We start from the raw sequence: 25,190 nt of genomic DNA, 5'->3' as shown, positions 1-25,190 counted from the left end.
GGGTATCACGGTAGCTATTTTCAATCCGGCTAGCGCGGCAAACTTTATCTCGTCCACGGCGCAGAGCGCGCCTCCTCAGTAACATACCCAAGGAAGAGCAAAATGAGAAAATTAATTGCCAGTAGCACTTTAGCCCTGTCAATGGCCGCCGCCAGCCTGAGCCTGCAGGCTGAAACCAAAACCGCCGAGCAGGCCCCAACTATCCGTACCATGAGCGGCGCAGAGAAAACCCGCACGCTGGATGCCAAAACCACGGCACTCATCGTCATTGATTTCCAGAACGAATATTTCAGCGGCAAGATGCCCATCCCGGACGGTAAAAAAGCGCTGGATAACACCAAACGCCTTGTGAGCTTTGCCCACAAAGAAGGGATGCCGGTTTACTTCGTGCAGCACCTCGGCCCGGCGAACGGCCCGCTGTTTGCCAAAGGCAGCCGCTTTGCAGAATTCCATAAAGATCTGCAGCCGACCAAAGCTGACTATGTTATTACCAAAGAAACGCCAAGTTCATTTGTGGGCACCACGCTCGACAGCCAGCTAAAAGCGAAAGGGATCAAGCAACTGGTCGTGACCGGCCTGATGACCCATATGTGCGTCTCTTCGACCGCTCGCGACGCGGTTCCGCTGGGTTATCAGGTGATTATTCCTGAAGATGCCACGGCCACGCGTGACCTCGCGACCTGGGATAACAAAGTTGTCGATCATAAAGTGCTGCAGGAAGCGGCGCTGGCGGGGGTAGCTGACGTGTTTGCAGAGATTAAAACCACGGATGAAGTCTTGAAGATGCCCGTGACTAAGGGCTAAAAAAATGGCCCCTTTTGGGGCCAATTTTCTTCTAACGTTAAGTCTTCGGGCGTTAAGCGCGGTCCACCGTAAAGGCTAAGACCTCGGCGAGGCTTTCCGCCCCCAGCGCCAGCATAATCAGGCGATCAACGCCCAACGCCACGCCGGAACTGTCCGGCATGCCGGCTTCCAGCGCCGCCAGCAGGTTCATGTCCACCGGCTGCTGCGGCAGGCCAAGCGCCGCGCGTTTGCGGTTATCCTGCTCGAAACGCTGCTGCTGTTCACGGGCGTCGGTCAGCTCATGGAAGCCGTTCGCCAGTTCGATGCCTTTGAAATACACCTCAAAACGCTCCGCCACGCGGTGATCTTCGGTGCTGATCTGCGCCAGAGAAGCCTGGCTTGCCGGGAAGTGGTACACAAAGGTCGGTTTGTCTTTACCAATCTGCGGCTCTACGCCCATAGCAAACAGCAGCTGCAACAGCGTGTCCCGGTCTTCTTCTGTGTCGGCGATGTTGCTCAGGTCGAGCTTCGCCGCCGCTTCACGCAGCTGCGCTTTGTCCGCAGACAGCGGATCAATATCCAGATGACGCTGGAAAGCCTGCTGGTAAGACAGACTTTCTGCTGCACCGCATTCCAGCACCTGCTGCAGGAGATCGTCCACCTCATTCATCAGGCGGTACATGTCGTAGTGCGGACGATACCACTCCAGCATGGTGAATTCCGGGTTGTGGTGACGCCCCATCTCTTCATTACGGAAACTGCGGCACAGCTGGAACACCGGACCACAACCCGCCGCCAGCAGGCGTTTCATGTGGTACTCCGGGCTGGTCATCAGGTACAAATTCATGCCCTGAGAATGGCCTGGGCCGACGAAACGGGTTTCAAACGGCACCAGATGAATATCGGTAACCGTCGCCTGGCTCATGCAGGGTGTTTCCACCTCCAGAACGCCTCGGTCGGCGAAGAAGCGCCGAATCTCCGCCATAATGGCGGCGCGTTTTAACAAATTGGGGATGGATGCGCTCGGCTGCCAGGTGGCCGTTTCGCTCATGAGAAAGTCTCCGTATTTATGCAAGGCCGAGAAGTCTACCCGCATCACAGAAAGGAGACAAATTTTGCGCAGAGAATTTTATTCTGAGCGTTTTATGGCCCGCGTTGCGCAAATTTTTTCTCATGCTCCAGCAGCCATTTTTTCCGCGCAATGCCACCACCGTATCCCGTCATAGCGCCGTTTTTACCGATGATTCTGTGGCACGGAATGACAATAGCTACCCGGTTCGCACCGTTGGCTCCGGCCACCGCGCGCACGGCATCCGGGTTCTCCATTTTTATCGCCAGCGCCTGATAGTGGGACGTTTCCCCATAAGGCACGGTATCGAGCTGCTGCCAGACTTTTTGCTGAAACGCGCTGCCCGGCGTATGCAGGGCAAGGGTGAACTGTTGTCTCTTTCCGGCAAAGTATTCCTCGATCTCTTTCTCCGTCTGCCGCGTATGATTATTTTCCCCGACGATGATGCGGGCGTTGAGCCGCGACTGCAGATCGTCGAATTCCCGCTCCAGTGCGCGTCGGTCAACAAACTCCAGCAGGCATACGCCCTGCTCGGTGGCACACACAAACATCGGCCCGATGGGGGTGGTAAAACGGTGAATAACGATGATGTCTGTCGCCCGGCTGGGGGCATCGCCAGTGAGTTTTTTGCAGGTGTAGCCAAACCCACTCAGTGAATCGTAGCCGCTGTTAAACGCGGCATCCGTCGCGCTTTTCCCTCGCCTGAGCTCCTGCAATGCCATATTCACTCGCAGCATTCTCTGCCAGGCCTGAAAAGTCATCCCGTGATGTTGCACAAACCAGCGGCGGAGACGCTCGGGACTGATGTTGTGCTGCCGCAGCTCGCCATCGCTGACCCGGTTCTCACTACTCGCCCTGAACAGGGCAATGGCCTGCTCGACTATGGGCGGCGCAGAGAAGGCGTTTTCGGTGGGGCGACAAATTTTGCAGGGACGAAAGCCCGCGTGAAGCGCGGATTTGAAGTCGTTATAAAACTCAACGTTACCCCGCTTAGGTTTACGGGCGCGGCAGTTGGAAATGCAGAACACGCCGGTGGTTTTCACGCCCACAAAAAAAACGCCAACATGCTCGGAAGAACGCGCCACCAGCGCCTCGTACCAGGCATCGCACTGCTCGATATCAAGGATTTTCATCAGCAAAGATCTCGTCAAATGCACCCTGTTGCCGAAGGCTAAACAACAGCTGCTGTAACTTGCGGTTCAGCGCAGCGTGCACAAAATTCCCCATCGAAATGCGTTTCACCCCAAGCGCCGCCAGTTGATTAAAGTCGGGCAAACCCGGCATACACATAATATTAAGCGGCAGATCAACTGCGCTGGCAATCGCCTGAATATCTTCCGGCACGGTCGCGCAGGGCACAAAGAAGCCGTCAGCCCCCGCCTGCTGATATAGCCTGCCGCGGGCGAGCGTTTGATTCAGCGCATCCGGTTCGCCGAGCAAAAAGCCATCGGTTCTGGCATTGATAAAGAGCGGTGTTTTCGCGGCGTCTAATCCTGACTTTATCGAGCTCAGGCGGGCTGCGAACTGTTTTGCATCCAGTAAACGACGCGCTCCCTGCTCAACTTTGCTGTCTTCAAGGTTAATGCCGACGACGCCCAGTGCTGCCAGTTGAATGGCCTGGCGCACCACCGTTTCGGTGTCTTCCCCATACCCGGCTTCCATATCAACGGAAAGCGGCAAATTGACGCACTCACGTATGCGGCCCACCAGGGCCTGGAGTACGGAAAATGGTATTTCTTCTCCATCCTTGTAGCCCAGCATATCGGCGATTGCCGCGCTTGAGGTGCCCAACGCCTGATAACCCGCCGTCTGTGCCGCCTGAGCGCTGGTGACATCCCAAACGTTAGCCAGCACCAATGGCGTGCTCTGATAATGCATCTGACTGAAGCTCATTTTTATCCCCTGCCTTTATAGAATGGAAAGATTCTGTGCTTCAAGCCGGGGCGGCAACAACCGAAAAACAGACGACTATTTTTCGCTATTTTTTCTTCGCACTACACCATTTAAACATTCATTTTTGTGACGTAATTCATTAACAGCGGTAATTAATCGTCCCGTAGAACAGTAAAAAAATCGAACAAATCAAATTTCCCTAAAATCCCTCCGGTTATACTTCCTCTACCTAAAAAGGAGCAGGGATACACCTTTCGCAGCCACCGCCTTTCGGGCAGTGAATACCCTTTGGTCGTATAGCTTTGCGAATTACTAAAATCTGGAGGAATGTCGTGCAAACCTTTCAAGCCGATCTCGCCATTATAGGCGCCGGCGGAGCAGGCCTACGAGCAGCCATTGCGGCGGCCCAGGCTAATCCACAGGCAAAAATCGCTCTGATTTCCAAAGTCTACCCAATGCGCAGCCACACGGTTGCCGCCGAAGGGGGTTCCGCAGCCGTCGCGCAGGATCACGACAGCTTCGACTACCATTTTCACGACACCGTTGCCGGAGGCGACTGGCTGTGTGAGCAGGATGTGGTTGACTACTTCGTTCACCATTGCCCCACCGAAATGACCCAGCTTGAGCAGTGGGGCTGCCCGTGGAGCCGCCGTCCGGACGGTAGCGTCAACGTCAGGCGCTTCGGCGGAATGAAGATCGAACGGACCTGGTTCGCCGCCGACAAAACCGGCTTCCATATGCTCCACACGCTTTTCCAGACTTCCCTTCAGTTCCCGCAAATTCAACGCTTCGACGAACATTTCGTGCTCGACATCCTGGTCGATGACGGCCAGGCACGCGGCGTCGTTGCCATGAATATGATGGAAGGCGAGCTGGTGCAAATCCGCGCCAATGCGGTAGTGATGGCCACCGGCGGTGCCGGACGCGTTTATCGCTACAATACCAACGGCGGCATCGTCACCGGGGACGGCATGGGCATGGCGCTGAGCCACGGCGTGCCGCTGCGCGACATGGAGTTTGTGCAATACCATCCAACCGGGCTGCCGGGTTCCGGCATCCTGATGACCGAAGGCTGCCGTGGTGAAGGCGGCATTCTGGTGAACAAAAACGGCTATCGCTACCTGCAGGATTACGGCATGGGGCCGGAAACTCCGCTCGGCGAGCCGAAGAACAAATACATGGAACTCGGTCCACGCGATAAAGTGTCTCAGGCTTTCTGGCACGAGTGGCGCAAAGGCAACACTATTTCCACTCCGCGCGGCGATGTGGTGTACCTCGACCTGCGCCATCTCGGCGAGAAAAAGCTGCTTGAGCGTCTGCCGTTTATCTGCGAACTGGCCAAAGCCTACGTGGGCGTTGACCCGGTCAAAGAGCCGATCCCGGTTCGCCCAACGGCGCACTACACCATGGGCGGTATCGAGACTGATACCCAGTGCGAAACCCGCATCAAAGGGCTTTTCGCGGTGGGCGAATGTTCCTCCGTTGGCCTGCACGGTGCCAACCGTCTGGGCTCTAACTCGCTGGCAGAACTGGTGGTCTTTGGCCGCCTGGCGGGCGAGCAGGCAATGGAACGCGCCGCACAAGCGCAACCGGCTAACGATGCCGCGCTGAACGCTCAGGCCACCGATGTTGAAGGCCGCCTGAAGCAGTTGGTGAACCAGGAAGGCAACGAAAACTGGTCGAAAATCCGCGACGAGATGGGACTGTCCATGGAGGAAGGCTGCGGGATTTACCGCACCACGGAGTTAATGCAGAAAACCGTCGACAAGCTGGCGGAGCTCCAGGAACGCTTCAAACGCGTGCGCATTACCGACACCTCAAGCGTCTTCAATACCGATCTGCTGTACACCATTGAACTGGGCCACGGCCTGAACGTTGCCGAATGCATGGCGCACTCCGCCCTCGCACGTAAAGAATCGCGCGGCGCCCACCAGCGCCTGGACGAAGGCTATACCGAGCGTGATGACGTCAACTTCCTTAAACATACTCTGGCCTTCCGCGACGCCGACGGCACCACTCGCCTCGACTATAGCGATGTGAAGATCACCACGCTGCCGCCAGCAAAACGCGTGTACGGCGCAGAAGCGGAAGACGCTGAGAAAAAGGAGAAGGCAAATGGCTGAGATGCAAACCCTGAAGATTGAGATTGTGCGCTACAACCCGGAAACGGACAGCCAGCCACATAGCGCAATCTACGAGGTGCCGTTTGACGAGCAAACCTCGCTGCTGGACGGGCTGGGTTATATCAAAGATAACCTCGCGCCGGACCTCAGCTACCGCTGGTCGTGCCGCATGGCGATTTGCGGCTCCTGCGGCATGATGGTCAACAAAGTACCGAAGCTGGCCTGTAAAACCTTCCTGCGCGAATACACCAACGGCATCAAAGTTGAAGCGCTGGCAAACTTCCCGATCGAGCGCGATTTGGTGGTCGACATGACCCACTTCATCGAAAGCCTGGAGTCGATTAAGCCTTATATCATCGGCAACCCACGCACGCCGGATCAGGGCCCAAACAAGCAGACGCCCGCACAGATGGCGAAATACCATCAGTTCTCCGGCTGCATCAACTGCGGGCTGTGCTATGCCGCCTGCCCACAGTTTGGCCTGAACCCTGAGTTTATCGGCCCGGCGGCGATTACCCTCGCTCATCGTTACAACCTGGACAGCCGTGACCACGGCAAGAAACAGCGTATGCCGCAGCTCAACGGGCAAAACGGCGTGTGGAGCTGCACCTTTGTTGGCTACTGCTCCGAAGTTTGTCCAAAACACGTCGATCCGGCCGCGGCCATCCAGCAGGGCAAAGTCGAAAGCTCGAAAGACTTTTTGATTGCCACCCTGAAACCACGCTAAGGAGTGCACCATGACCACGAAACGTAAGCCTTATGTCCGTCCCATGGCGCCGACCTGGTGGCGGCAACTCGGCTTCTACCGTTTTTATATGCTGCGTGAAGGCACTTCGGTTCCGACAGTCTGGTTCAGCATCGTACTGATTTATGGCCTTTTCTCGCTGAAACACGGCGTAGAAGGCTGGGCTGGCTTTGTAGGTTTTCTGCAAAACCCGGTGGTGATCATCCTCAATCTCATTACGCTTGCCGCCGCCGTGCTGCACACCAAAACCTGGTTTGAGCTGGCGCCAAAGGCCGCGAACGTCATCGTTAAAGGCGAGAAAATGGGGCCGGAGCCGGTCATCAAGGGACTGTGGGTTGTCACTGCACTGGTGACTGTCGTTGTGCTGCTTGTAGCACTGTTCTGGTAAGGAGGCTGAGGTGATTAACCAAAATCCAAAACGTTCCGACGAGCCGGTATTCTGGGGCCTGTTTGGCGCAGGCGGCATGTGGGGCGCAATTTTTGCGCCGGTTATCGTACTACTGGTCGGTATCATGCTGCCGCTCGGCCTGTTCCCGGGCGATGCGCTGAGCTTTGACCGCGTTTATGCCTTCGCCCACAGCTGGATTGGCCGTCTGTTCCTGCTGCTGATGATTGTGCTGCCGCTGTGGTGTGGCCTGCACCGTATCCACCATGCGATGCACGACCTGAAGATCCACGTGCCAGCCGGGAAATGGGTGTTCTACGGCCTGGCCGCTATTCTGACGGTGGTGACCATTATTGGCCTGCTGACGCTCTAGCCATTCAGCGCACCAAAAGGCTCGCTTTCGCGCGGGCCTTTTTTATTCCATCGCCAACGCCTTCACCCGCTTTCTGTATTCCCCAGGCGAACAGCCAAACTCACGCATAAAAGCCTTATGGAATGACGATTCGCTGGCGTAGCCTACGGCATCCGCAATGGTGATAACCGAGCTTGCTTCACGCGAGAGCTGCTGAGCGGCAGTTTGCAGCCTTATACGGGTCAGAACCGCCAGCGGTGTGGTGCCGCTCACCTCGCGAAAGAGCAGTGCGAAACTGGCACGAGACATGTGCACTTGTTCAGCCAGCGAGGCAACGGTCCAGGGCGTTTGCGGTGCATTCAGCATGCTTTGTACCGCCATTCCAAGTCTCGGATGCAGCAGCAAATTCAACTGGCTTTTGTCCTGAGCATTTTCCCGTAGCCATTGCCGCAAGCCCAGGGCAATTATCGTGGCACATTGCTGGCTACATATCGCCGCCATACCAGGCTGTGGCATTTCCGCTTCCTGTTGCAGTAGCGAAACCGCCGCCAGCAGCCATGTATGCTCGGGGCTACCTTGTTCGGGAGTCATCACCAGGGCCTCCGGAAGCGCCGTCAAAAAATGGCGGGAAGCCGAAGATAAATACAGGCTCCCACAAACGATCCAGGTCTCTTCCTGCCCTTTCTGCCGCAGCCGGTGCGCAGAGTTTTGCGTCAATACAGCCACCTGCCCGGGCAGCAGCGTCAGCTTTTCACCGGAAGGCAGCTCCAGCCATGCTGCCCCTTGTGTAACGGTGTGCCAGCGAACGGTCGCCAGCGATCCCGCCGCATGAGGCAGGCTCCAGCCCGCGCTTAGCAGGCAATTTTTATCAATCGACCCCTGTGGGGCGCTGAATGCCATCAACTGGCTGAGAGGATCCATCAATCACTCCAACAAATCAGACGATAAGACAGGATTTAAAGATACCTGAAGAAACCACGCGACTGCCATTGGAACAGAATCAAAACCATCAACACGACGGCTGACTCATTGACGGAGAACTCCTATGCAAGCCTATCAGGCAATCATCATTGGCTTTGGTAAAGCAGGTAAAACCCTGGCGGCAACCCTGGCAAAACAAAACTGGAAAGTCGCTATTATCGAACAATCCTCCGCCATGTACGGCGGCACCTGCATCAACATTGGCTGTATCCCAACCAAAACGCTGGTTCACGACGCAGAACGGCATCAGGACTTTACGACAGCTATTGCACGTAAATCTTCGGTCATCAGTTTCCTGCGCGACAAAAACTACCACTTGCTGGCCGACCTGGACAATGTGGACGTTATCGACGGCCACGCCGAGTTTGTTGACCAGCACACGGTGCGCGTGAAGCAAAACGGTGAAGCTATTGAACTGCGCGGTGAAAAAATATTTATCAATACCGGAGCACAGTCCGTTTTGCCGCCGATTGACGGCCTGACGACTACGCCAGGGGTGTATGACAGCACCGGATTGCTTAATCTGACCGCACTCCCAACGCACCTCGGTATTTTGGGCGGCGGCTACATCGGGGTTGAGTTTGCCTCAATGTTTGTCGGTTTCGGCAGCAAGGTCACCATTTTCGAAGCCGCTGCTGATTTCTTGCCGCGTGAAGACCGTGACGTAGCCGAAGCCATCGCCAATATACTTCAACAACAAGGCGTGGAATTGGTCCTCAACGCCCAGGTTCAGCGCGTTGAATCTCGCGACAACACCGTGCATTTGCATACGAGTGATAGCCTCCACAAGGTCGACGCGCTGCTTGTTGCCTCAGGGCGAAAACCCGCTACGGATAGCCTGAACCTGAAAAACGCCGGGGTTGATGTCGATGCCCGTGGAGCCATCGTAGTGAATAAATATCTGCGAACCTCGGCAGACAACATCTGGGCAATGGGGGATGTGACCGGCGGGCTACAGTTTACCTATATCTCGCTCGATGACTTCCGTATCGTGCGTGACAGCCTGTTGGGCGAAGGTAAACGCCATACTGGGGACAGAAAAAATGTACCCTATTCCGTGTTTATGACGCCCCCGCTGTCTCGCATCGGCATGACTGAAGAACAAGCTCTGGCTAGCGGTAAACCCGTTCAGGTCGTTACGCTTCCCGTAGCGGCAATTCCAAGGGCTCGAGTCATGGGCGACACACGCGGCATGCTCAAAGCTATCGTGGACACATCAACGCAGGAGATCCTCGGCGCATCGCTGCTCTGCCCTGGCTCTCATGAGATCATTAACCTGATTAAAACCGTCATGGATGCCGGGCTGCCCTACACCACGCTGCGCGACCAAATTTTCACGCACCCTACCATGAGTGAAGCGCTTAACGACCTGTTTGGGTTGGTAAAATAACCCATCCAGGTTCGGGCAATCAGGTCCTACGCGTTCTCACACTCTCCGGCTAACCAACCGGAGAAGTCTCTCATGGCGGGCGTTTCCGGCCTGGACTGGAGCTTTGTCAGCCAGTAACTGCCGAGACTGATTTCCGTCTCAAACGGGCGCACAATCCGCTCGCTATTCAGCAAGTGAGTAAACATATTGACCGGGGCAATGGCAATGCCTGCCCCAGCCTGTGCGGCTTCGAGCATAGTGACCGAAGAATCAAACACCATCACCAGATGCGTTGGCGACGGTGGAACCTCTCCCGCCGCCTGTAGCCATGCCGCCCATTCGTCTCGCCGATAAGAACGCAGGAGGGTGTGGTTCAGCACGTCCTGCGGGCGCTGGAGTTCAGCAGCCAGCGCCGGAGAACAAAGCGGTGACAGCGGGGCATCACACAGGTATATCGCATCCGTTCCGTGCCAGGCCCCACTCCCAAATCGCACCGTATAATCCAGCCCTTCCGCAGCCGGATCCACCCGGTTGTTGTGCGTCGAAAGCTGAAGGTCGATATGTGGATAGCGCCGACGGAAAGCTTCAAGGCGCGGCAGCAGAAAGCCTGTTGCGAAAGTACCTACCACGCCTAGCTTAAGTTTTTCTCTCGCCTGAGTGCCGGAAAAACGGTCCAGCACACCTGCGATACGGTCAAAGGAATCGTTCAGCACAGGTAACAGATTTTCACCTTCCGTGGTCAACATCAATCCGCGAGAAACGCGCACAAACAGCTGGCAATGCAGGTGTTCTTCCAGCGCCTTTACCTGCTGACTGATGGCAGAGTGGGTGACATTCAGCTCGATGGCGGCATGAGTAAAGCTAAGATGCCTGGCGGCGGCTTCAAAAGCACGCAGGGAGTTCAGCGGGATATAGCTGCGGGTCATCACGTTACCTGTTAGAAAATCTTAAACCTAATGCCAAATTTAATCGTTTGTCACCAGGAGTCAAATCCAACAAACTTGCCTCGTCTGACGGGCCCGGACTGCTATCATCTCTCTAAGGAAGGTTATCCATTATGAAAAAATCCCTCTGCCTGACGCTGCTGCTTACAGCCTCATGCTCCAGCTTTGCCGCTCAAAAAGAACTGACCGCACTGCAGATTGAAAAGCTCGTGAATCGCACCGTTGCCCCGCTAATGAAAGAGCAGGCAATCCCGGGCATGGCGGTGGCGGTTATCTATAAAGGCTACCCGCTGTATTTCACCTGGGGAAAAGCCGATCTACAGCGCAACCTGCCGGTAACGCAGCAAACGTTGTTTGAACTGGGCTCGGTCAGTAAAACCTTTACTGGCGTGCTGGGCGGTGATGCTTTGGCACGTGGCGAAATCAACCTTAACGACCCGGCGCAAAAATACTGGCCTGAGCTGAACGGCAAGCAGTGGAAAGGAATCACCCTGCTGCAGCTTGCCACCTATACTGCCGGCGGCCTGCCGCTGCAGGTGCCCGACGAGGTGACCAACAGCGATGCCCTGCTGAAATTTTACCAGAACTGGCAGCCGCAGTGGGCGCCGGGCACACAGCGCCTCTACGCCAACGCAAGCATCGGACTGTTTGGTGCCTTGATGGTGAAATCGTCAGGCATGGGCTTTGAACAGGCAATGTTAAAACGCGTCTTTGAGCCGCTGAATCTTCAACACACCTGGATTAACGTACCTGCCACGGAAGAAAGCCACTACGCCTGGGGTTACCGGGACGGGAAAGCCGTGCGCGTCTCGCCGGGCATGTTAGATGCGGAAGCCTACGGCGTGAAATCCAGCATCGAAGATATGGCTCATTGGGTGCAGGCCAACATGGCCCCTAATCGCCTGGAAGACAAAACGCTAGCACAGGGTATTCAGCTTGCGCAGTCCCGGTACTGGCGCGTGGGCAGCATGTATCAAGGGCTTGGCTGGGAAATGCTGAACTGGCCGGTGAAGGGGAAAACGGTTATTGACGGCAGCGACAATAAAGTTGCCCTTGCGCCGCACCCGGCAACGTTGATTGATCCTCCCGCACCTGCGGTTAAAGCCTCATGGGTACATAAAACCGGGTCGACAGGCGGCTTTGGAAGCTACGTAGCTTTTATTCCAGAAAAACAGCTGGGCATCGTGATGCTGGCCAACAAAAGCTACCCGAATACCGAGCGAGTAAAAGCCGCTTACGCCATTCTTGAAGCCCTGCAATAAAAATGACCACGGCCTGTTGAGCACAGGCCGTATTATTTCCGGCTTCGCTCACACTTTATTTCCTGTCGCCATCTACACTTAGCTAAAAAACCCTGGAAGGAATCTGCTATGCGCATTTGGCCTGCTGTCACCGCGCTTGCGGTCGCATTATTCGTTGTCTCCTGTAGTGCCCCAACTCCTCCCCCCAGCGTCACGGTCGTGCAAAACTTCGAGGCAAAACGTTTCATCGGCACCTGGTATGAAATTGCCCGGATGGACCACAGCTTTGAAAGCGGCCTGAATCAGGTCACGGCCACCTACAGTTTTATGGATGACGGCGGCCTGCGCGTGATAAACCGCGGGTTTAATCCTGACAGGCAGATGTGGCAGCAGGCCGAAGGGAAGGCTTACTTCACCGGAGACCCGAGCGTTGCCGCGCTAAAAGTCTCTTTCTTTGGCCCGTTCTACGGCGGCTATAACGTGATTGCGCTGGATAAAGACTACCGCCATGCGCTGGTGTGCGGGCCGGACCTCAGCTATCTGTGGATCCTGTCCCGCACGCCAACCATCAGCCGCGACCTCAAACAACAGCTATTGGCTATCGCCGCCCGCCAGGGCTTTGCGGTGGATAAACTGATTTGGGTGAAACAACCGGGCAGTTAATGCGTGGAAAGTTTCAGGCCAATGATCCCGACCACAATCAGAGCCAGGCTAGCCAGACGCATCGGGTTAGCCGACTCTCCCAGCAATAGAATGCCGGTAATCGCCGCACCGACGGCACCGATCCCGGTCCACACCGCATAGGCTGTTCCTGTAGGTAGCGTTTTCATCGCCCAGGCGAGCAAGGCCATACTGACAACCATCGCGACGATGGTAATAACGCTAGGCCACAGGCGGCTAAAACCGTGGGTATATTTCAGTCCTACTGCCCAAACAACTTCCAGTAATCCAGCAATCAACAGTACGATCCAGGCCATAACAGCTCCAGTAAAAATGGGGCCGTCCCCGGTGTGAGATGCGCTTGCGGGTCGTCCCGTAAGGCTTAGGTGAGAAGATGATTTTAGCACTCAAACGGTTGCCTGAAAATCCGTATCCAAATGCCGCGCGATGAAATAATCGTTTCACTCGCCGGGCCTTGCTAAGCCTGGAATTGACAGCGAATTCGCGCGCATTTCCGTGATTCATTTTGGCAAATTTGTTCATATGATAAAACGTGGTTTGCCAGCCTGCAAACGCCGCAGTAATGATTAACGTGAAGCGTGAAAATGTATAAAATATTATTGGTTGATAGGTGTTACTTCAGCCGTCAGGGACTGACGCACTTGCTCAATCAGAAAAATAATCTGGCTACGGCAGTGAGTATTTTAGAGACAGACAGTTTACTTCTCGCCCGGGAAAAAATTATTAAATGGCAGCCGAATATGGTGATCGCCGACTTCAACAGTTTCTCAACCGCATTGCATAATATCCAACAGCTTTCGGCTATTTATTCCGCCTGTGGCGATACGACACGCCTGCTGTTGCTGCAAAGCGGGCAACACCCCACCATTGCCGAATACTGCGCGACGCAAGGCACTACCGATATTTGGGATAAGTCAGTATCATTATCGGCATTAACGACTCTGATTCAGCAGACTATTGCAACTCGCCCGCCATTCCGTGAAGTGAAACGACATATTACGCCATTATTGACCTTACGCGAAGAGAGAATACTAAAACTCTGGAAGGAAGAGGCGAACAATGAATATATTGCCAGAGTGATGGGAATAAGCGTAAAAACAGTTTACACCTACAAGCGCAATATTAGATTAAAGCTGGGAGCCGACAATCGATTATCGCTTTTTTTAAACATTCCGGAAGCCATTTTAGAATAACGGTACGGCACAATCGCCGTACCGAAAATTATTATTCCTGCGCTTTTGTTGCCGCACCAGAAATAGCTTTACCGCCGCTTTGAATATCCTCGCCCACGCCGCGGGTCGTGTTACAGGCGGTCAACAAGGATGAAAGAACGACGAGAGAGAAAAACGCAGCAATAGTTTTCTTAATCATGAGCTTTTCCTTATACCTATATGTTGTTTGTGTATAGCTCGTTAAGCATAGCTAAAAAAATGAACAACGAAGGAGAAGCGAGGCGATTTAGGATAACTGGAGGGGATTATTTATTGGCTACGCGCTCAATGGCGCCGCCGAGATGCTGCAAGTCTTCGCCAAACCCACGCGTGGTATTACAACCCGACAGCGCAGCGGCCAGCAGCGAGATAAAAAGAATTTGTTTCAGCAAACGGTTCATCTTCCCTGCCCTGATAAAGCAGCGGCGCGAGCCTCAGGCACCGCGCCGCGAACCTCCACGAGAATTATTACTTCACGCGAGAAACGTATTCACCAGAACGGGTGTCAACTTTGATGACTTCGCCGATCTGAACGAACAACGGAACTTTAACCACAGCGCCGGTGCTCAGGGTTGCTGGCTTGCCGCCGGTCCCTGCAGTGTCGCCTTTCAGACCTGGATCGGTTTCAACGATTTCCAGCTCAACGAAGTTCGGTGGGGTAACGGAGATTGGCTGGCCGTTCCACAGGGTCACGATGCACTCAGCCTGGTCCAGCAGCCATTTAGCGTTTTCGCCAACGGCTTTTTCGTCCGCAGCCAGCTGCTCGAAGGTTTGGTTGTTCATGAAGTGGTAGAACTCACCGTCGTTGTACAGGTAAGTCAGGTTCATATCGACAACGTCAGCGCCTTCTGCAGAGTCGGTAGACTTGAAGGTTTTCTCAACGCGGGTACCGGTCAGCAGACGACGCAGCTTAACGCGCGCGAATGCCTGGCCTTTGCCCGGTTTTACGAATTCGCTGGCTTCAACCGCGTACGGTTCGCCATCCATCATGATTTTAAGACCGGCACGGAAATCGTTGCTAGAATAAGTCGCCATAAGGCCCTCTGAATTTGTTAACTGGTAGCTTAGCCAAAAAAATGGCACACATTGTAACCCTAAATCCCCCTCACAGAGAAGATTGGTTAGCGCAACTTGCCGATGTTATAACCGATCCTGATGAACTGCTGCACATTTTAAATGTAGCCGACGATGAAGAACTGCTCGCCGGGCGTGAAGCAAGGCGTCTTTTTGCTCTGCGCGTCCCTCGCGCTTTCGTCGCGCGGATGGAAAAAGGCAACCCTAACGACCCTCTGCTGCGCCAGGTTTTGACGGCAAAGCAGGAGTTCGTTGCCGCACCCGGTTTCACCACCGATCCGCTGGAAGAGCAACACAGCGTCGTCCCTGGGCTGCTGCATAAGTACCGCAACCGCGCCTTGCTGCTGGTAAAAGGCGGCTGCGCCGTAAACTGCCGCTACTGTTTCCGCCGCCACTTCCCGTATGCCGACAACCAGGGCAACAAACGCAACTGGCAAACGGCGCTGGCGTATATCAGCGAACATCCTGAGCTGGACGAAATTATTTTCTCCGGCGGCGACCCGCTGATGGCCAAAGATCACGAGCTGGACTGGCTGATGAGCGAGCTAGAGGCCATTCCTCATATCAAACGCCTGCGCATTCACAGCCGTCTGCCGATAGTTATCCCGGCGCGTATTACCGATGTGCTGGCGGCAAGAATCGCACGCTCATCACTTCAGGTGCTGCTGGTTAATCATATTAACCACGCCCAGGAAATTGGCGACGATTTCCGCTCGGCGATGGCAAAACTACGCCAGGCGGGCGTCACGCTGCTGAATCAAAGCGTGTTGCTGCGCGGCGTGAACGACAGCGCGCAAACTCTGGCTGACCTAAGTAATGCACTATTTGATGCGGGCGTGATGCCGTATTACCTGCATGTGCTCGACCGAGTGCAGGGCGCGGCACACTTTATGGTGGAAGACGAAGAGGCCCGGGCGATTATGCGTGAGCTGCTGACGCTGGTTTCTGGCTATATGGTGCCGAAGCTGGCGAGAGAGATAGGCGGAGAGCCAAGTAAGACGCCGCTGGATTTGCAGCTACGGCAAAAGTGAGAGCGTAACGCCCTCACCCTAACCCTCTCCCCCAGGAGAGGGAACCGTTCAGTGCAGCCTGCAACTGTAGAAGAAGCCCCACAACTTTATCCCTTACCAGTGAGAGGGAACCCTCTGGCCTTCTTCCGTTTTTCTCCCTCTCCCTGAGGGAGAGGGCCGGGGTGAGGGTAATACTTACCGAATCAGTTCGGGCACTTATAAACCTGGCCGGTCATTTGGCTAGCCGTTGGCGCAAAGCTCGAGAGCAGCGTCTGGGTTGGGCTACTTACGCCGTACAGCACGTTGCCGCCCATCTCGGCCGCATTGTTACGCAGTGCGTTTGCCGCGCCGCGCATAGAACCGCCTTCATCACCGTGCTGGCCAGACAGCCAGTTGCTCTGTTCCCCGGTCGCGGTGCCTAATAAGCGGCATTCGTTACCTGGTTTGTCTTCAACAAAACGAACGCTCTGGCCGCCAGAGCTAAGCTGATTGCCCGTGCTACATCCTGCCAGCAGCAGCGCTGCCACAACCACTCCTGATGAGACTTTCATGCGCATGTTATTCCCCGTAATCAAGGTATTGAGCCGTTATTGCCCGGTAAGCACTTATACCAGAGTGTGAACAAAAGAAAAAACCCCCAGACATTTCTGACTGAGGGTTTCTTTAACACAAGGTGCTAAGGCGAATTACATCATGCCGCCCATGCCACCCATGCCGCCCATGCCGCCAGCAGCGCCTAAGTCAGGTGCATCGCCTTTAGGCAGGTCGGTAACCATGCACTCGGTAGTGATCATCAGGCCCGCAACGGAAGCCGCGTACTGCAGAGCAGAACGGGTAACTTTGGTTGGGTCCAGGATACCGAAATCGATCATGTTGCCGTATTCTTCGGTAGCAGCGTTGTAACCGTAGTTACCTTCGCCCGCTTTCACCGCGTTGGTAACAACAGATGGCTCTTCACCGGCGTTAGAAACGATCTGACGCAGAGGAGCTTCCATCGCGCGCAGCGCAACTTTGATACCCACGTTCTGGTCTTCGTTCTGAGCGGTCAGGCCAGCCAGTTTAGTGGCAACGCGAACCAGCGCTACACCACCACCGGCAACCACGCCTTCTTCAACCGCAGCACGGGTAGCGTGCAGGGCATCGTCGACGCGAGCTTTTTTCTCTTTCATTTCAACTTCGGTAGCAGCACCGACTTTGATTACCGCTACGCCGCCTGCCAGTTTCGCTACGCGCTCCTGCAGTTTTTCACGGTCGTAGTCAGAAGTAGCTTCTTCGATCTGCTTACGAATCTGACCAACGCGGCCCTGAATAGCGGCTTCTTCACCCACGCCATCGATGATGGTGGTGGTGTCTTTGTTGATCACAACACGTTTAGCCTGGCCAAGGTCTTCCAGGGTCGCTTTTTCCAGCTCCATACCGATCTCTTCAGAGATAACGGTACCGCCGGTCAGAGTAGCGATGTCCTGCAGCATAGCTTTACGACGGTCGCCGAAGCCTGGTGCTTTAACCGCAGCCACTTTCACGATGCCACGCATGGTGTTAACCACCAGGGTAGCCAGTGCTTCGCCTTCAACATCTTCAGCGATGATAACCAGTGGTTTGCCTGCTTTCGCAACGGCTTCCAGCACTGGCAGCATTTCGCGGATGTTGGAGATTTTTTTGTCAGCCAGCAGGATGAACGGGCTTTCCAGCTCAACAGCGCCAGTTTCTGGCTTGTTGATGAAGTACGGGGACAGGTAACCGCGGTCGAACTGCATACCTTCAACCACGTCCAGTTCGTCTTCCAGACCGGTACCGTCTTCAACGGTGATCACGCCTTCTTTACCGACTTTATCCATCGCTTCAGCGATCAGTTTACCTACGGTTTCGTCGGAGTTAGCGGAGATAGTACCCACCTGAGCAATCGCTTTAGAGTCAGAGCACGGCACGGACAGCGCTTTCAGCTCTTCAACAGCGGCAACAACGGCTTTATCGATACCGCGTTTCAGGTCCATTGGGTTCATGCCCGCAGCCACAGCTTTCAGACCTTCGGTGATGATAGCCTGAGCCAGTACGGTTGCGGTGGTGGTGCCGTCGCCTGCAGCGTCGTTCGCTTTAGAGGCAACTTCTTTCACCATCTGTGCGCCCATGTTTTCGAACTTGTCTTCCAGCTCGATTTCACGCGCTACGGAAACGCCATCTTTGGTGATGGTCGGTGCACCGAAAGATTTATCCAGAACCACGTTACGGCCTTTAGGACCGAGGGTAACTTTCACTGCATCTGCCAGTACGTTAACGCCGCGCAGCATTTTTACACGAGCGTCGTTACCGAATTTTACGTCTTTAGCTGCCATTTATTCTGTTCCTCAAATTCGTTCAGGTTCGTGCGTCAAATTACGCTTCAACAATTGCCAGGATGTCGCTTTCGGACATGATCAGCACTTCTTCGTTGTCGATTTTCTCGGACTTCACGCCGTAGCCATCGTTGAAGATAACGATGTCACCCACTTTCACGTCCAGCGGCTGCACGCTACCGTTTTCCAGGATGCGGCCTTTACCGACAGCGATGATCTCGCCACGAGTTGATTTGCCCGCTGCGGAGCCAGTCAGAACGATGCCGCCCGCAGATTTGGATTCAACTTCTTTACGCTTGACGATGACACGATCATGTAATGGACGAATGCTCATTGATAGCTCTCCTTTGAGAAAGTCAGTATCAGATAGTTAGGTAACGCCGTCCCACAGGGGTAATCGGCTGGTGACCTGATTAATGGGGATGCGCTTTCCCCCCTTCAAGGGGGGAAAACAAAAAAAACTAAAATTTAACGATCGTCCCGGTGCTGGTCGTCGAGGCGCTTTGGCGCGTCGTCTTTACGCTGAAACTCGCCGTCAAACGTATTGCCCCCTTCGCTACCGGCGCTAAAACCGCCGCCAGGCATACGGGAGAAGCGCAAATGCGGCATCAGCTTCAGCGTCAGATGCTTTTGCACCGGCGGTAACAGCAGCAGCAGGCCGAGGAAGTCGGTAAAGAAGCCCGGCAGCAGCAGCAAAATACCGGCCATGATCAGCGAGACGCTTTTGATCATCTCCGCCGCAGGGCTTTCGCCGGCCGCCATCTTCTGCTGCATCAGCATCAAGTTTTTAAAACCCTGGTTACGCACCAGAGAGAGGCCAATCACCGAAGTGAAAATGACCAGAATCAGGGTCATAAAGACCCCCAGAACATGTGCCACCTGTATGAACAGCGAAATTTCGATGTAAACATAGAGGAAAACGGCAATAAGCGGGATCCAGCGCACTATACGCTCCTGTCATCGGGCGAGCCCGTTAATGGTCTCGCGAAAAATAGATTAGCAATTACGCGTAGGGGGGAGATGGCGACGCTGTAGACAAAGATCAATGTTTATTGCGTGAATTTTTTCTGGAAATTTTCAACTATTGACCTATATCACATATTAATAATTGTTATGCGTGGCGGCTTTTAATAAGTGATCCAGGTTACTGCTTTTCGCTATCATCAGCATATCATCACGTTAACGCGGTCGAATATGGACATAATCGTCGGCCTATTAAGCTCACAACCACATATCGTGTGTGTGAATAAAACAGTGCATTTATCTGCAGCTTTACTAAGAAGGTTCACATGTTAAATAACATTCGTATCGAAGAAGATTTGTTGGGTACCAGGGAAGTGCCAGCGGATGCCTACTACGGCGTTCATACTCTGAGAGCGATTGAAAACTTCTACATTAGCAACAGTAAAATCAGTGACATACCTGAATTTGTACGCGGTATGGTGATGGTGAAAAAAGCGGCGGCAATGGCGAACAAGGAACTGCAAACCATTCCTAAGAGCATCGCGAACACCATCATTCAGGCCTGTGATGAAGTCCTGAACAACGGCAAATGCATGGATCAGTTCCCGGTAGACGTCTACCAGGGTGGCGCCGGTACTTCCGTCAACATGAACACCAACGAAGTCCTCGCCAACATTGGTCTGGAACTGATGGGCCACCAGAAAGGTGAATACCAGTTCCTGAACCCGAACGACCACGTCAACAAATGCCAGTCGACTAACGACGCCTACCCAACCGGCTTCCGCATCGCGGTGTACGCCTCCATCGTAAAACTGATCGATGCCATCAACCAACTGGGTGAAGGCTTCCAGCGTAAAGCGGTTGAGTTTTCTGAGATCCTGAAAATGGGCCGCACCCAGCTTCAGGACGCCGTGCCAATGACCCTCGGCCAGGAATTCCACGCGTTCAACGTGCTGCTGACTGAAGAGACCAAAAACCTGCTGCGCACCGCTGAACTGCTGCTGGAAGTGAACCTTGGCGCCACCGCCATCGGTACCCGCCTCAACACGCCAGATGGTTACCAACAGCTGGCCGTACAGAAACTGGCGGAAGTCAGCGGCCTGGCTTGTGTACCGGCAGAAGACTTGATTGAAGCGACCTCCGACTGCGGCGCATACGTGATGGTGCACAGCTCCCTGAAGCGCCTCGCTGTGAAAATGTCCAAAATCTGTAACGACCTGCGCCTGCTCTCTTCCGGCCCGCGCGCTGGCCTGAACGAAATCAACCTGCCAGAACTGCAGGCGGGTTCTTCTATCATGCCGGCCAAAGTGAACCCGGTTGTCCCGGAAGTGGTGAACCAGGTTTGCTTCAAAGTCATCGGCAACGACACCACGGTAACCATGGCATCCGAAGCGGGTCAGCTGCAGCTGAACGTGATGGAGCCGGTGATTGGCCAGGCGATGTTCGAATCCATTCATATTCTGACCAACGCCTGCTACAACCTGCTGGAAAAATGCATTAACGGCATCACCGCGAATAAAGAAGTGTGTGAGAGCTACGTGTACAACTCCATCGGCATCGTGACTTATCTGAACCCGTTCATTGGTCACCACAACGGCGACATCGTCGGCAAAATCTGTGCGGAAACCGGCAAGAGCGTGCGCGAGGTCGTGCTGGAGCGCGGCCTGCTGACCGAAGCCGAGCTGGACGATATCTTCTCCGTCCACAACCTGATGCACCCGGTCTACAAAGCTAAGCGCTATACCGATGAAAGCGAACAATAATTCATCTACCTAAACGCCAAAAGGCACGTCCAGTCGGACGTGCCTTTTTCATTTTAACGGTATACGAAAACACAACATTTCATTTTCATCTCATTAAAACATCAAGGAAGCGACCATGATAGTCATCGAGCTCATCATCGTGTTAGCAGCGATTTTTCTGGGGGCAAGGCTTGGCGGGATAGGCATTGGGTACGCCGGTGGATTGGGGGTTTTGATTCTCGCGGCGATAGGCGTAAAGCCTGGCAGCATCCCCTTCGACGTTATTTCCATCATTATGGCGGTCATTGCGGCTATCTCGGCGATGCAAATCGCCGGGGGTCTGGATTACCTCGTTCACCAAACCGAGAAACTGCTACGCAAAAATCCTAAATACATCACTATTCTTGCGCCCATTGTGACCTGGTTTTTGACCATTTTCGCCGGCACCGGCAACATCTCTCTAGCCACGCTGCCGGTGATTGCCGAAGTTGCCAAAGAACAAGGCATCAAGCCCTGCCGTCCGCTCTCAACGGCGGTGGTTTCAGCCCAGATAGCCATTACCGCGTCGCCTATTTCCGCCGCAGTGGTTTACATGTCATCAGTGATGGAAGGCCACGGCGTCAGCTACATTCAGCTGCTGTCCGTTGTAATCCCCTCAACGCTGCTGGCTGTGCTGGTGATGTCATTCCTGGTTTCGATTCTGTTCGACTCAAAGCTGTCCAACGATCCGGTTTACCTCAAACGCCTGGAAGAAGGCCTGATTGAGCTGCGTGGCGACAAGCAAATCGAGCTTAAGCCTCGCGCCAAAACCTCCGTATTCCTCTTCCTGCTTGGCGTGGTGGGCGTGGTTATCTATGCCATCGTCAACAGCCCAAGCCTTGGCCTTGTCGCTACGCCGCTGATGAATACCACCAATGCGATCCTGATTATTATGCTGTCGGTCGCCACCCTGACCACCGTGATTTGTGGTGTGGAAACCGAAAGTATTCTTAGCTCCAGCACCTTCAAAGCCGGGATGAGCGCCTGTATTTGTATTCTGGGCGTGGCCTGGCTGGGCGATACCTTCGTTTCCGCAAACATTGACTGGATCAAAGAGACTGCAGGCAGCGTGATTCAGGGCCACCCTTGGCTGCTGGCAGTAATTTTCTTCTTTGCCTCCGCGCTGCTTTACTCCCAGGCAGCTACGGCCAAAGCGCTGATGCCGATGGCGCTGGCGCTCAGCGTCTCGCCATTAACCGCCGTGGCTTCTTTCGCCGCCGTCTCCGGCCTGTTTATTCTGCCAACCTATCCAACGCTGGTCGCCGCGGTGCAGATGGACGATACCGGCACAACCCGCATCGGCAAATTTGTCTTTAACCATCCGTTCTTTATTCCCGGCACAATGGGCGTGGTGCTGGCGGTCTGCTTCGGCTTCGTGTTCGGCAGCATAATGCTGTAAATCTCTTCAAAGGCGGGCTGTTATTCGGCCCGTCTTCTCCTCCCCGTGCTATAGTCGATGCCGTTTCCTCCCATAATGAGGTTTGCGATGTCGATGACCCAGGCTGTCGTTGTACTCTGTACCGCCCCGGATGAAGCCAGCGCGCAGGATCTGGCCGCGAAAGTGCTGGCGGAAAAACTTGCCGCCTGCGTGACGCTGCTCCCGGGCGCGACGTCGCTCTATTACTGGGAAGGAAAGCTGGAGCAGGAGTACGAAGTCCAAATGCTGCTCAAGAGCGACGTGGAACACCAGGAGGCGCTGCTTGCCTGCCTGAAAACCCACCACCCTTATCAAACGCCTGAACTACTGGTTCTGCCAGTTGCACACGGAAACAGTGAATATCTCTCATGGCTTTACGCATCATTACGCTAGTCCTGCTGCTTTTCAGTTCGCAGGTCTTCGCCGGGCTGTTTGACGCCCAAAATAAAACCCAATTTGTTCCGGTTGATCAGGCCTTTGCCTTTGACTTCCAGCAGGCTGAGCACAAGCTGACGCTCAACTGGCAGATAAAACCCGGCTATTACCTCTACCGCCAGCAGATAAAAGTGGTGCCAACCAGCGCGGACATTGCGCCCCTGACTATTCCCAAAGGCACCTCGCATGAGGATGAGTTCTACGGCAAAACCGAGATCTTCACCCAGCAGCTGAATCTGCCGATTACGGTTAACTCCGCCGATAAAGGCTCGTCCGTCAGCGTCACCTACCAGGGCTGTGCCGAAGCCGGGTTCTGTTATCCGCCGGAAACACGCGTTGTGCCGCTGAGTGCGGTCGCGCCTCTGGCTCAATCCGACTCTGCAGTTTCTTCCTCCTTATCCTCTTCAAAGGATGAGGCCAGCGTGTCTTCCTCCCTCTCCCCTTCCGGGGAGAGGGTCGGGGTGAGGGGTGCAGACAACTCCGCCCCCGCATCGCTCCCCTTCTCCGCGCTGTGGGCCTTCCTGATCGGCATCGGCATCGCCTTCACGCCCTGCGTACTGCCGATGTACCCGCTCATCTCCGGCATCGTTTTGGGCGGTAAACAACGCCTGTCCACCGCCCGGGCGCTGCTGCTGGCTTTCGTTTACGTCCAGGGTATGGCGCTGACCTACACCGCACTCGGCCTGGTCGTTGCCGCCGCGGGGCTTCAGTTCCAGGCGGCGCTACAACATCCGTACGTGCTGATTGGCCTGTCGGCGCTCTTTATCCTGCTCGCCGCCTCGATGTTCGGTCTGTTCACGCTGCAGCTGCCATCATCGCTGCAAACGCGCCTGGCGCTGATGAGCAATCGCCAGCAGGGCGGCTCGGCGGGGGGCGTCTTTGCCATGGGCGCGCTGGCCGGACTTATCTGCTCACCGTGCACCACCGCACCGCTTAGCGCCATCCTGCTGTACATCGCGCAAAGCGGAAATATGTGGCTCGGCGGCGGCACGCTTTACCTTTACGCGCTGGGCATGGGCCTGCCGCTAATCCTGATCACCGTCTTCGGTAATCGCCTGCTGCCGAAAAGCGGGCCTTGGATGGAAAGCGTCAAAACCGCCTTTGGCTTTGTGATTCTGGCGTTGCCGGTCTTCCTGCTGGAACGAGTGCTGGGCGACACCTGGGGGCTGAGGCTTTGGAGTCTGCTGGGCGTCGCCTTCTTTGGTTGGGCATTTATCACCAGTCTGGCGGCGAAGATGCCCTGGCTACGCGTGCTGCAAATCCTCCTGCTGGGTGCCGCGCTGGTCGCCGCTCGCCCACTGCAGGACTGGACTTTTGGCTCTCCCGCATCCGCTGAGGCTCTCCCTCACCTCAGCTTTAACAAAATAGCCAACGTTGAGCAGCTCGATGCGGCGCTAGCCGGGGCGAAAGGCAAACCAGTGATGCTCGATTTGTATGCCGACTGGTGCGTGGCGTGTAAAGAGTTTGAGAAATACACCTTTAGCGATCCGCAGGTACAAAAAGCGCTGTCTGGCGCCGTTTTACTCCAGGCCGATGTCACGGCAAACAATGCCGACGACAAAGCTCTGCTGAAGCATTTACAGGTGCTTGGCCTGCCAACCATTTTATTCTTTGATGCTAACGGCGTTGAACAACCGGCAGACCGCGTAACGGGCTTTATGGACGCCACCACGTTCAGCGAGCATTTGCGCAATCGCAGCCAGTAAACAACACTTGATCCGTTGGGAAACGTAAGGAGAAGACCGTGCAACGCGAAGAAGTTTTAGAGCACGCCCTGCATGTCCTTGAACGTGAAGGCATTGCCAGCACGACGCTGGAGATGGTGGCGAAAGAAGCCGATTACCCGATCGCTGAGGTTCGCCAGTTCTGGCCCGACAGCGAAGCCCTGCTGTACGACGCCCTGCGCTATTTAAGTGCGCAGGTGGATGTCTGGCGGCGCCAGCTGATGCTGGACGAAGAATTAACGCCGGAGCAAAAGCTGCTTAAGCGCTACCACGCCCTGACCGAATGCGTGAGCAACCAGCGCTATCCTGGCTGCCTGTTTATTGCCGCCTGTACCTTCTATCCAGATGCCGCGCACCCGATTCACCAGCTAGCGGACCAGCAGAAGAAAGCGGCCTGGGAGTACACCCACGAGCTGCTGACGCAAATGGAAGTGGACGACCCGACGATGGTCGCACACCAAATGGAGCTGGTGCTGGAAGGCTGCCTGAGCAAGCTATTAGTGAAGCGCAGCCAGGCTGATATCGACACGGCCAGAACCCTTGCGGAAGATATTCTGCGCTTTGCGCTGTGCCGCACCGGCGGGGCATTAACCTGAATTTGCTGCCTTTGACTGAAAAGCAGGCAATCAGCATAGTTTTAGGTAATTTTTATGACAAAGCCGTTGACGCCTGGCGG

The 25,190-nt window shown here is 54.9% G+C and carries 28 protein-coding genes; 15 read left to right on the top strand and 13 right to left on the bottom strand.

Features of this window, described 5'->3' with window-relative positions; genetic code table 11:
- Positions 1–102: 102 nt before the first annotated feature.
- Positions 103–804 carry a cysteine hydrolase family protein gene (locus tag LH23_RS07230; RefSeq protein WP_039289554.1) on the top strand — a complete coding sequence of 234 codons (702 nt, stop codon included), beginning with the start codon at positions 103–105 and terminating at the stop codon, positions 802–804.
- A gap of 52 nt (positions 805–856) precedes the next feature.
- On the opposite strand, the gene epmA is transcribed toward LH23_RS07230, so the two are convergent.
- The 3 genes from epmA to LH23_RS07215 form a co-directional block, all read right to left on the bottom strand.
- Positions 857–1,834 carry an elongation factor P--(R)-beta-lysine ligase gene (epmA, locus tag LH23_RS07225; protein ID WP_039289552.1) on the bottom strand — a complete coding sequence of 326 codons (978 nt, stop codon included), beginning with the start codon at positions 1,832–1,834 and terminating at the stop codon, positions 857–859.
- A 92-nt stretch (positions 1,835–1,926) separates the two neighbouring features.
- The gene (locus LH23_RS07220; RefSeq protein WP_039289548.1) at positions 1,927–2,985 is read right to left on the bottom strand and encodes a bifunctional transcriptional activator/DNA repair enzyme AdaA; all 1,059 of its coding nucleotides are present in this window, start codon (positions 2,983–2,985) and stop codon (positions 1,927–1,929) included.
- On the bottom strand, positions 2,972–3,745 hold the full coding sequence (locus LH23_RS07215; RefSeq protein WP_039289544.1) for an isocitrate lyase/PEP mutase family protein: 774 nt from the start codon (positions 3,743–3,745) through the stop codon (positions 2,972–2,974). Before LH23_RS07215 ends, LH23_RS07220 begins: the two co-directional genes overlap by 14 nt.
- A gap of 332 nt (positions 3,746–4,077) precedes the next feature.
- Between LH23_RS07215 and frdA the strand changes: the two genes are divergently transcribed.
- Genes frdA through frdD form a run of 4 tightly spaced genes read left to right on the top strand, consistent with a single transcriptional unit; the run spans position 4,078 to position 7,371 of the window.
- Complete coding sequence (frdA, locus tag LH23_RS07210) at positions 4,078–5,868, top strand: fumarate reductase (quinol) flavoprotein subunit (RefSeq protein WP_039289541.1); 1,791 nt, start codon at positions 4,078–4,080, stop codon at positions 5,866–5,868.
- On the top strand, positions 5,861–6,595 hold the full coding sequence (locus LH23_RS07205; RefSeq protein ID WP_039289538.1) for a succinate dehydrogenase/fumarate reductase iron-sulfur subunit: 735 nt from the start codon (positions 5,861–5,863) through the stop codon (positions 6,593–6,595). The genes frdA and LH23_RS07205 overlap by 8 nt, the downstream gene beginning before the upstream one ends.
- Positions 6,596–6,605: 10 nt before the next feature.
- On the top strand, positions 6,606–7,001 hold the full coding sequence (gene frdC / locus LH23_RS07200) for a fumarate reductase subunit FrdC (RefSeq protein ID WP_039289535.1): 396 nt from the start codon (positions 6,606–6,608) through the stop codon (positions 6,999–7,001).
- 10 nt (positions 7,002–7,011) lie between these two features.
- On the top strand, positions 7,012–7,371 hold the full coding sequence (frdD, locus tag LH23_RS07195; protein ID WP_008453743.1) for a fumarate reductase subunit FrdD: 360 nt from the start codon (positions 7,012–7,014) through the stop codon (positions 7,369–7,371).
- Positions 7,372–7,413: 42 nt separating this feature from the next.
- Here the strand turns inward: frdD and rclR are convergent, their stop codons facing one another.
- Entirely contained in the window at positions 7,414–8,271 is an 858-nt protein-coding gene (gene rclR, locus LH23_RS07190) for a reactive chlorine-specific transcriptional regulator RclR (protein WP_039289532.1), read from the bottom strand.
- Positions 8,272–8,395: 124 nt separating this feature from the next.
- Here rclR and rclA point away from each other — a divergent pair, with 124 nt between their 5' ends.
- Positions 8,396–9,721 carry a reactive chlorine resistance oxidoreductase RclA gene (rclA, locus tag LH23_RS07185; RefSeq protein ID WP_039289530.1) on the top strand — a complete coding sequence of 442 codons (1,326 nt, stop codon included), beginning with the start codon at positions 8,396–8,398 and terminating at the stop codon, positions 9,719–9,721.
- Positions 9,722–9,747: 26 nt separating this feature from the next.
- On the opposite strand, the gene ampR is transcribed toward rclA, so the two are convergent.
- Positions 9,748–10,626 carry a LysR family transcriptional regulator AmpR gene (ampR, locus tag LH23_RS07180; RefSeq protein ID WP_039289528.1) on the bottom strand — a complete coding sequence of 293 codons (879 nt, stop codon included), beginning with the start codon at positions 10,624–10,626 and terminating at the stop codon, positions 9,748–9,750.
- Positions 10,627–10,754: 128 nt separating this feature from the next.
- Between ampR and ampC the strand changes: the two genes are divergently transcribed.
- Both ampC and LH23_RS07170 read left to right on the top strand, forming a co-directional pair.
- Positions 10,755–11,906 (top strand): CMY2/MIR/ACT/EC family class C beta-lactamase, encoded by a 1,152-nt coding sequence (gene ampC / locus LH23_RS07175; RefSeq protein WP_081946060.1) that lies wholly within the window; start codon positions 10,755–10,757, stop codon positions 11,904–11,906.
- Between the two features lie 108 nt (positions 11,907–12,014).
- The gene (locus tag LH23_RS07170) at positions 12,015–12,548 is read left to right on the top strand and encodes a lipocalin family protein (RefSeq protein WP_039289523.1); all 534 of its coding nucleotides are present in this window, start codon (positions 12,015–12,017) and stop codon (positions 12,546–12,548) included.
- Here the strand turns inward: LH23_RS07170 and sugE are convergent.
- Entirely contained in the window at positions 12,545–12,862 is a 318-nt protein-coding gene (gene sugE / locus LH23_RS07165; RefSeq protein ID WP_008453755.1) for a quaternary ammonium compound efflux SMR transporter SugE, read from the bottom strand. The two genes, LH23_RS07170 and sugE, sit on opposite strands and share 4 nt — an antisense overlap.
- Positions 12,863–13,150: 288 nt before the next feature.
- On the opposite strand from sugE, the gene LH23_RS07160 reads away from it, so the two are divergent.
- A complete protein-coding gene (locus LH23_RS07160; RefSeq protein WP_039289520.1) occupies positions 13,151–13,759 on the top strand; it encodes a LuxR C-terminal-related transcriptional regulator in 609 nt (202 codons plus the stop codon).
- A gap of 31 nt (positions 13,760–13,790) precedes the next feature.
- Here LH23_RS07160 and ecnB read toward each other — a convergent pair whose 3' ends face one another.
- The 3 genes from ecnB to efp form a co-directional block, all read right to left on the bottom strand.
- Positions 13,791–13,937, bottom strand: a complete 147-nt coding sequence (gene ecnB, locus LH23_RS07155; protein WP_008453759.1) for a lipoprotein toxin entericidin B — start codon at positions 13,935–13,937, stop codon at positions 13,791–13,793.
- 106 nt (positions 13,938–14,043) lie between these two features.
- Positions 14,044–14,178 carry an entericidin A/B family lipoprotein gene (locus tag LH23_RS07150; protein ID WP_039289517.1) on the bottom strand — a complete coding sequence of 45 codons (135 nt, stop codon included), beginning with the start codon at positions 14,176–14,178 and terminating at the stop codon, positions 14,044–14,046.
- A gap of 67 nt (positions 14,179–14,245) precedes the next feature.
- A complete protein-coding gene (efp, locus tag LH23_RS07145) occupies positions 14,246–14,812 on the bottom strand; it encodes an elongation factor P (RefSeq protein WP_008453764.1) in 567 nt (188 codons plus the stop codon).
- A gap of 41 nt (positions 14,813–14,853) precedes the next feature.
- Here efp and epmB point away from each other — a divergent pair, with 41 nt between their 5' ends.
- On the top strand, positions 14,854–15,882 hold the full coding sequence (gene epmB, locus LH23_RS07140; protein WP_039289513.1) for an EF-P beta-lysylation protein EpmB: 1,029 nt from the start codon (positions 14,854–14,856) through the stop codon (positions 15,880–15,882).
- Positions 15,883–16,064: 182 nt separating this feature from the next.
- Here epmB and LH23_RS07135 read toward each other — a convergent pair whose 3' ends face one another.
- From LH23_RS07135 to LH23_RS07120, 4 genes are all read right to left on the bottom strand, one after another.
- Complete coding sequence (locus tag LH23_RS07135) at positions 16,065–16,418, bottom strand: DUF4156 domain-containing protein (protein ID WP_039289510.1); 354 nt, start codon at positions 16,416–16,418, stop codon at positions 16,065–16,067.
- Between the two features lie 129 nt (positions 16,419–16,547).
- The gene (gene groL, locus LH23_RS07130; protein WP_039289507.1) at positions 16,548–18,194 is read right to left on the bottom strand and encodes a chaperonin GroEL; all 1,647 of its coding nucleotides are present in this window, start codon (positions 18,192–18,194) and stop codon (positions 16,548–16,550) included.
- 40 nt (positions 18,195–18,234) lie between these two features.
- Positions 18,235–18,528: a co-chaperone GroES gene (locus LH23_RS07125; protein WP_008453772.1), complete on the bottom strand. Its 294-nt coding sequence runs from the start codon at positions 18,526–18,528 to the stop codon at positions 18,235–18,237.
- Between the two features lie 134 nt (positions 18,529–18,662).
- Positions 18,663–19,139, bottom strand: a complete 477-nt coding sequence (locus LH23_RS07120) for an FxsA family protein (protein ID WP_008453773.1) — start codon at positions 19,137–19,139, stop codon at positions 18,663–18,665.
- A 344-nt stretch (positions 19,140–19,483) separates the two neighbouring features.
- Here LH23_RS07120 and aspA point away from each other — a divergent pair, with 344 nt between their 5' ends.
- From aspA to LH23_RS07095, 5 genes are all read left to right on the top strand, one after another.
- The gene (gene aspA, locus LH23_RS07115) at positions 19,484–20,920 is read left to right on the top strand and encodes an aspartate ammonia-lyase (RefSeq protein ID WP_008453774.1); all 1,437 of its coding nucleotides are present in this window, start codon (positions 19,484–19,486) and stop codon (positions 20,918–20,920) included.
- Between the two features lie 115 nt (positions 20,921–21,035).
- Entirely contained in the window at positions 21,036–22,337 is a 1,302-nt protein-coding gene (locus LH23_RS07110) for an anaerobic C4-dicarboxylate transporter (RefSeq protein ID WP_039289500.1), read from the top strand.
- 87 nt (positions 22,338–22,424) lie between these two features.
- Entirely contained in the window at positions 22,425–22,748 is a 324-nt protein-coding gene (gene cutA, locus LH23_RS07105; protein WP_039289498.1) for a divalent cation tolerance protein CutA, read from the top strand.
- A complete protein-coding gene (locus LH23_RS07100) occupies positions 22,724–24,496 on the top strand; it encodes a protein-disulfide reductase DsbD (RefSeq protein WP_039289496.1) in 1,773 nt (590 codons plus the stop codon). The genes cutA and LH23_RS07100 overlap by 25 nt, the downstream gene beginning before the upstream one ends.
- 38 nt (positions 24,497–24,534) lie before the next feature.
- On the top strand, positions 24,535–25,110 hold the full coding sequence (locus LH23_RS07095) for a transcriptional regulator (protein WP_039289493.1): 576 nt from the start codon (positions 24,535–24,537) through the stop codon (positions 25,108–25,110).
- Positions 25,111–25,190: the final 80 nt, after the last annotated feature.

Origin of the sequence: Cedecea neteri (assembly GCF_000758305.1) — a bacterium.
Classification (GTDB): domain Bacteria; phylum Pseudomonadota; class Gammaproteobacteria; order Enterobacterales; family Enterobacteriaceae; genus Cedecea; species Cedecea neteri_C.
The sequence above is the reverse complement of the archived record's forward strand: the minus strand, read 5'-3'. Positions and strand labels throughout refer to the sequence as shown.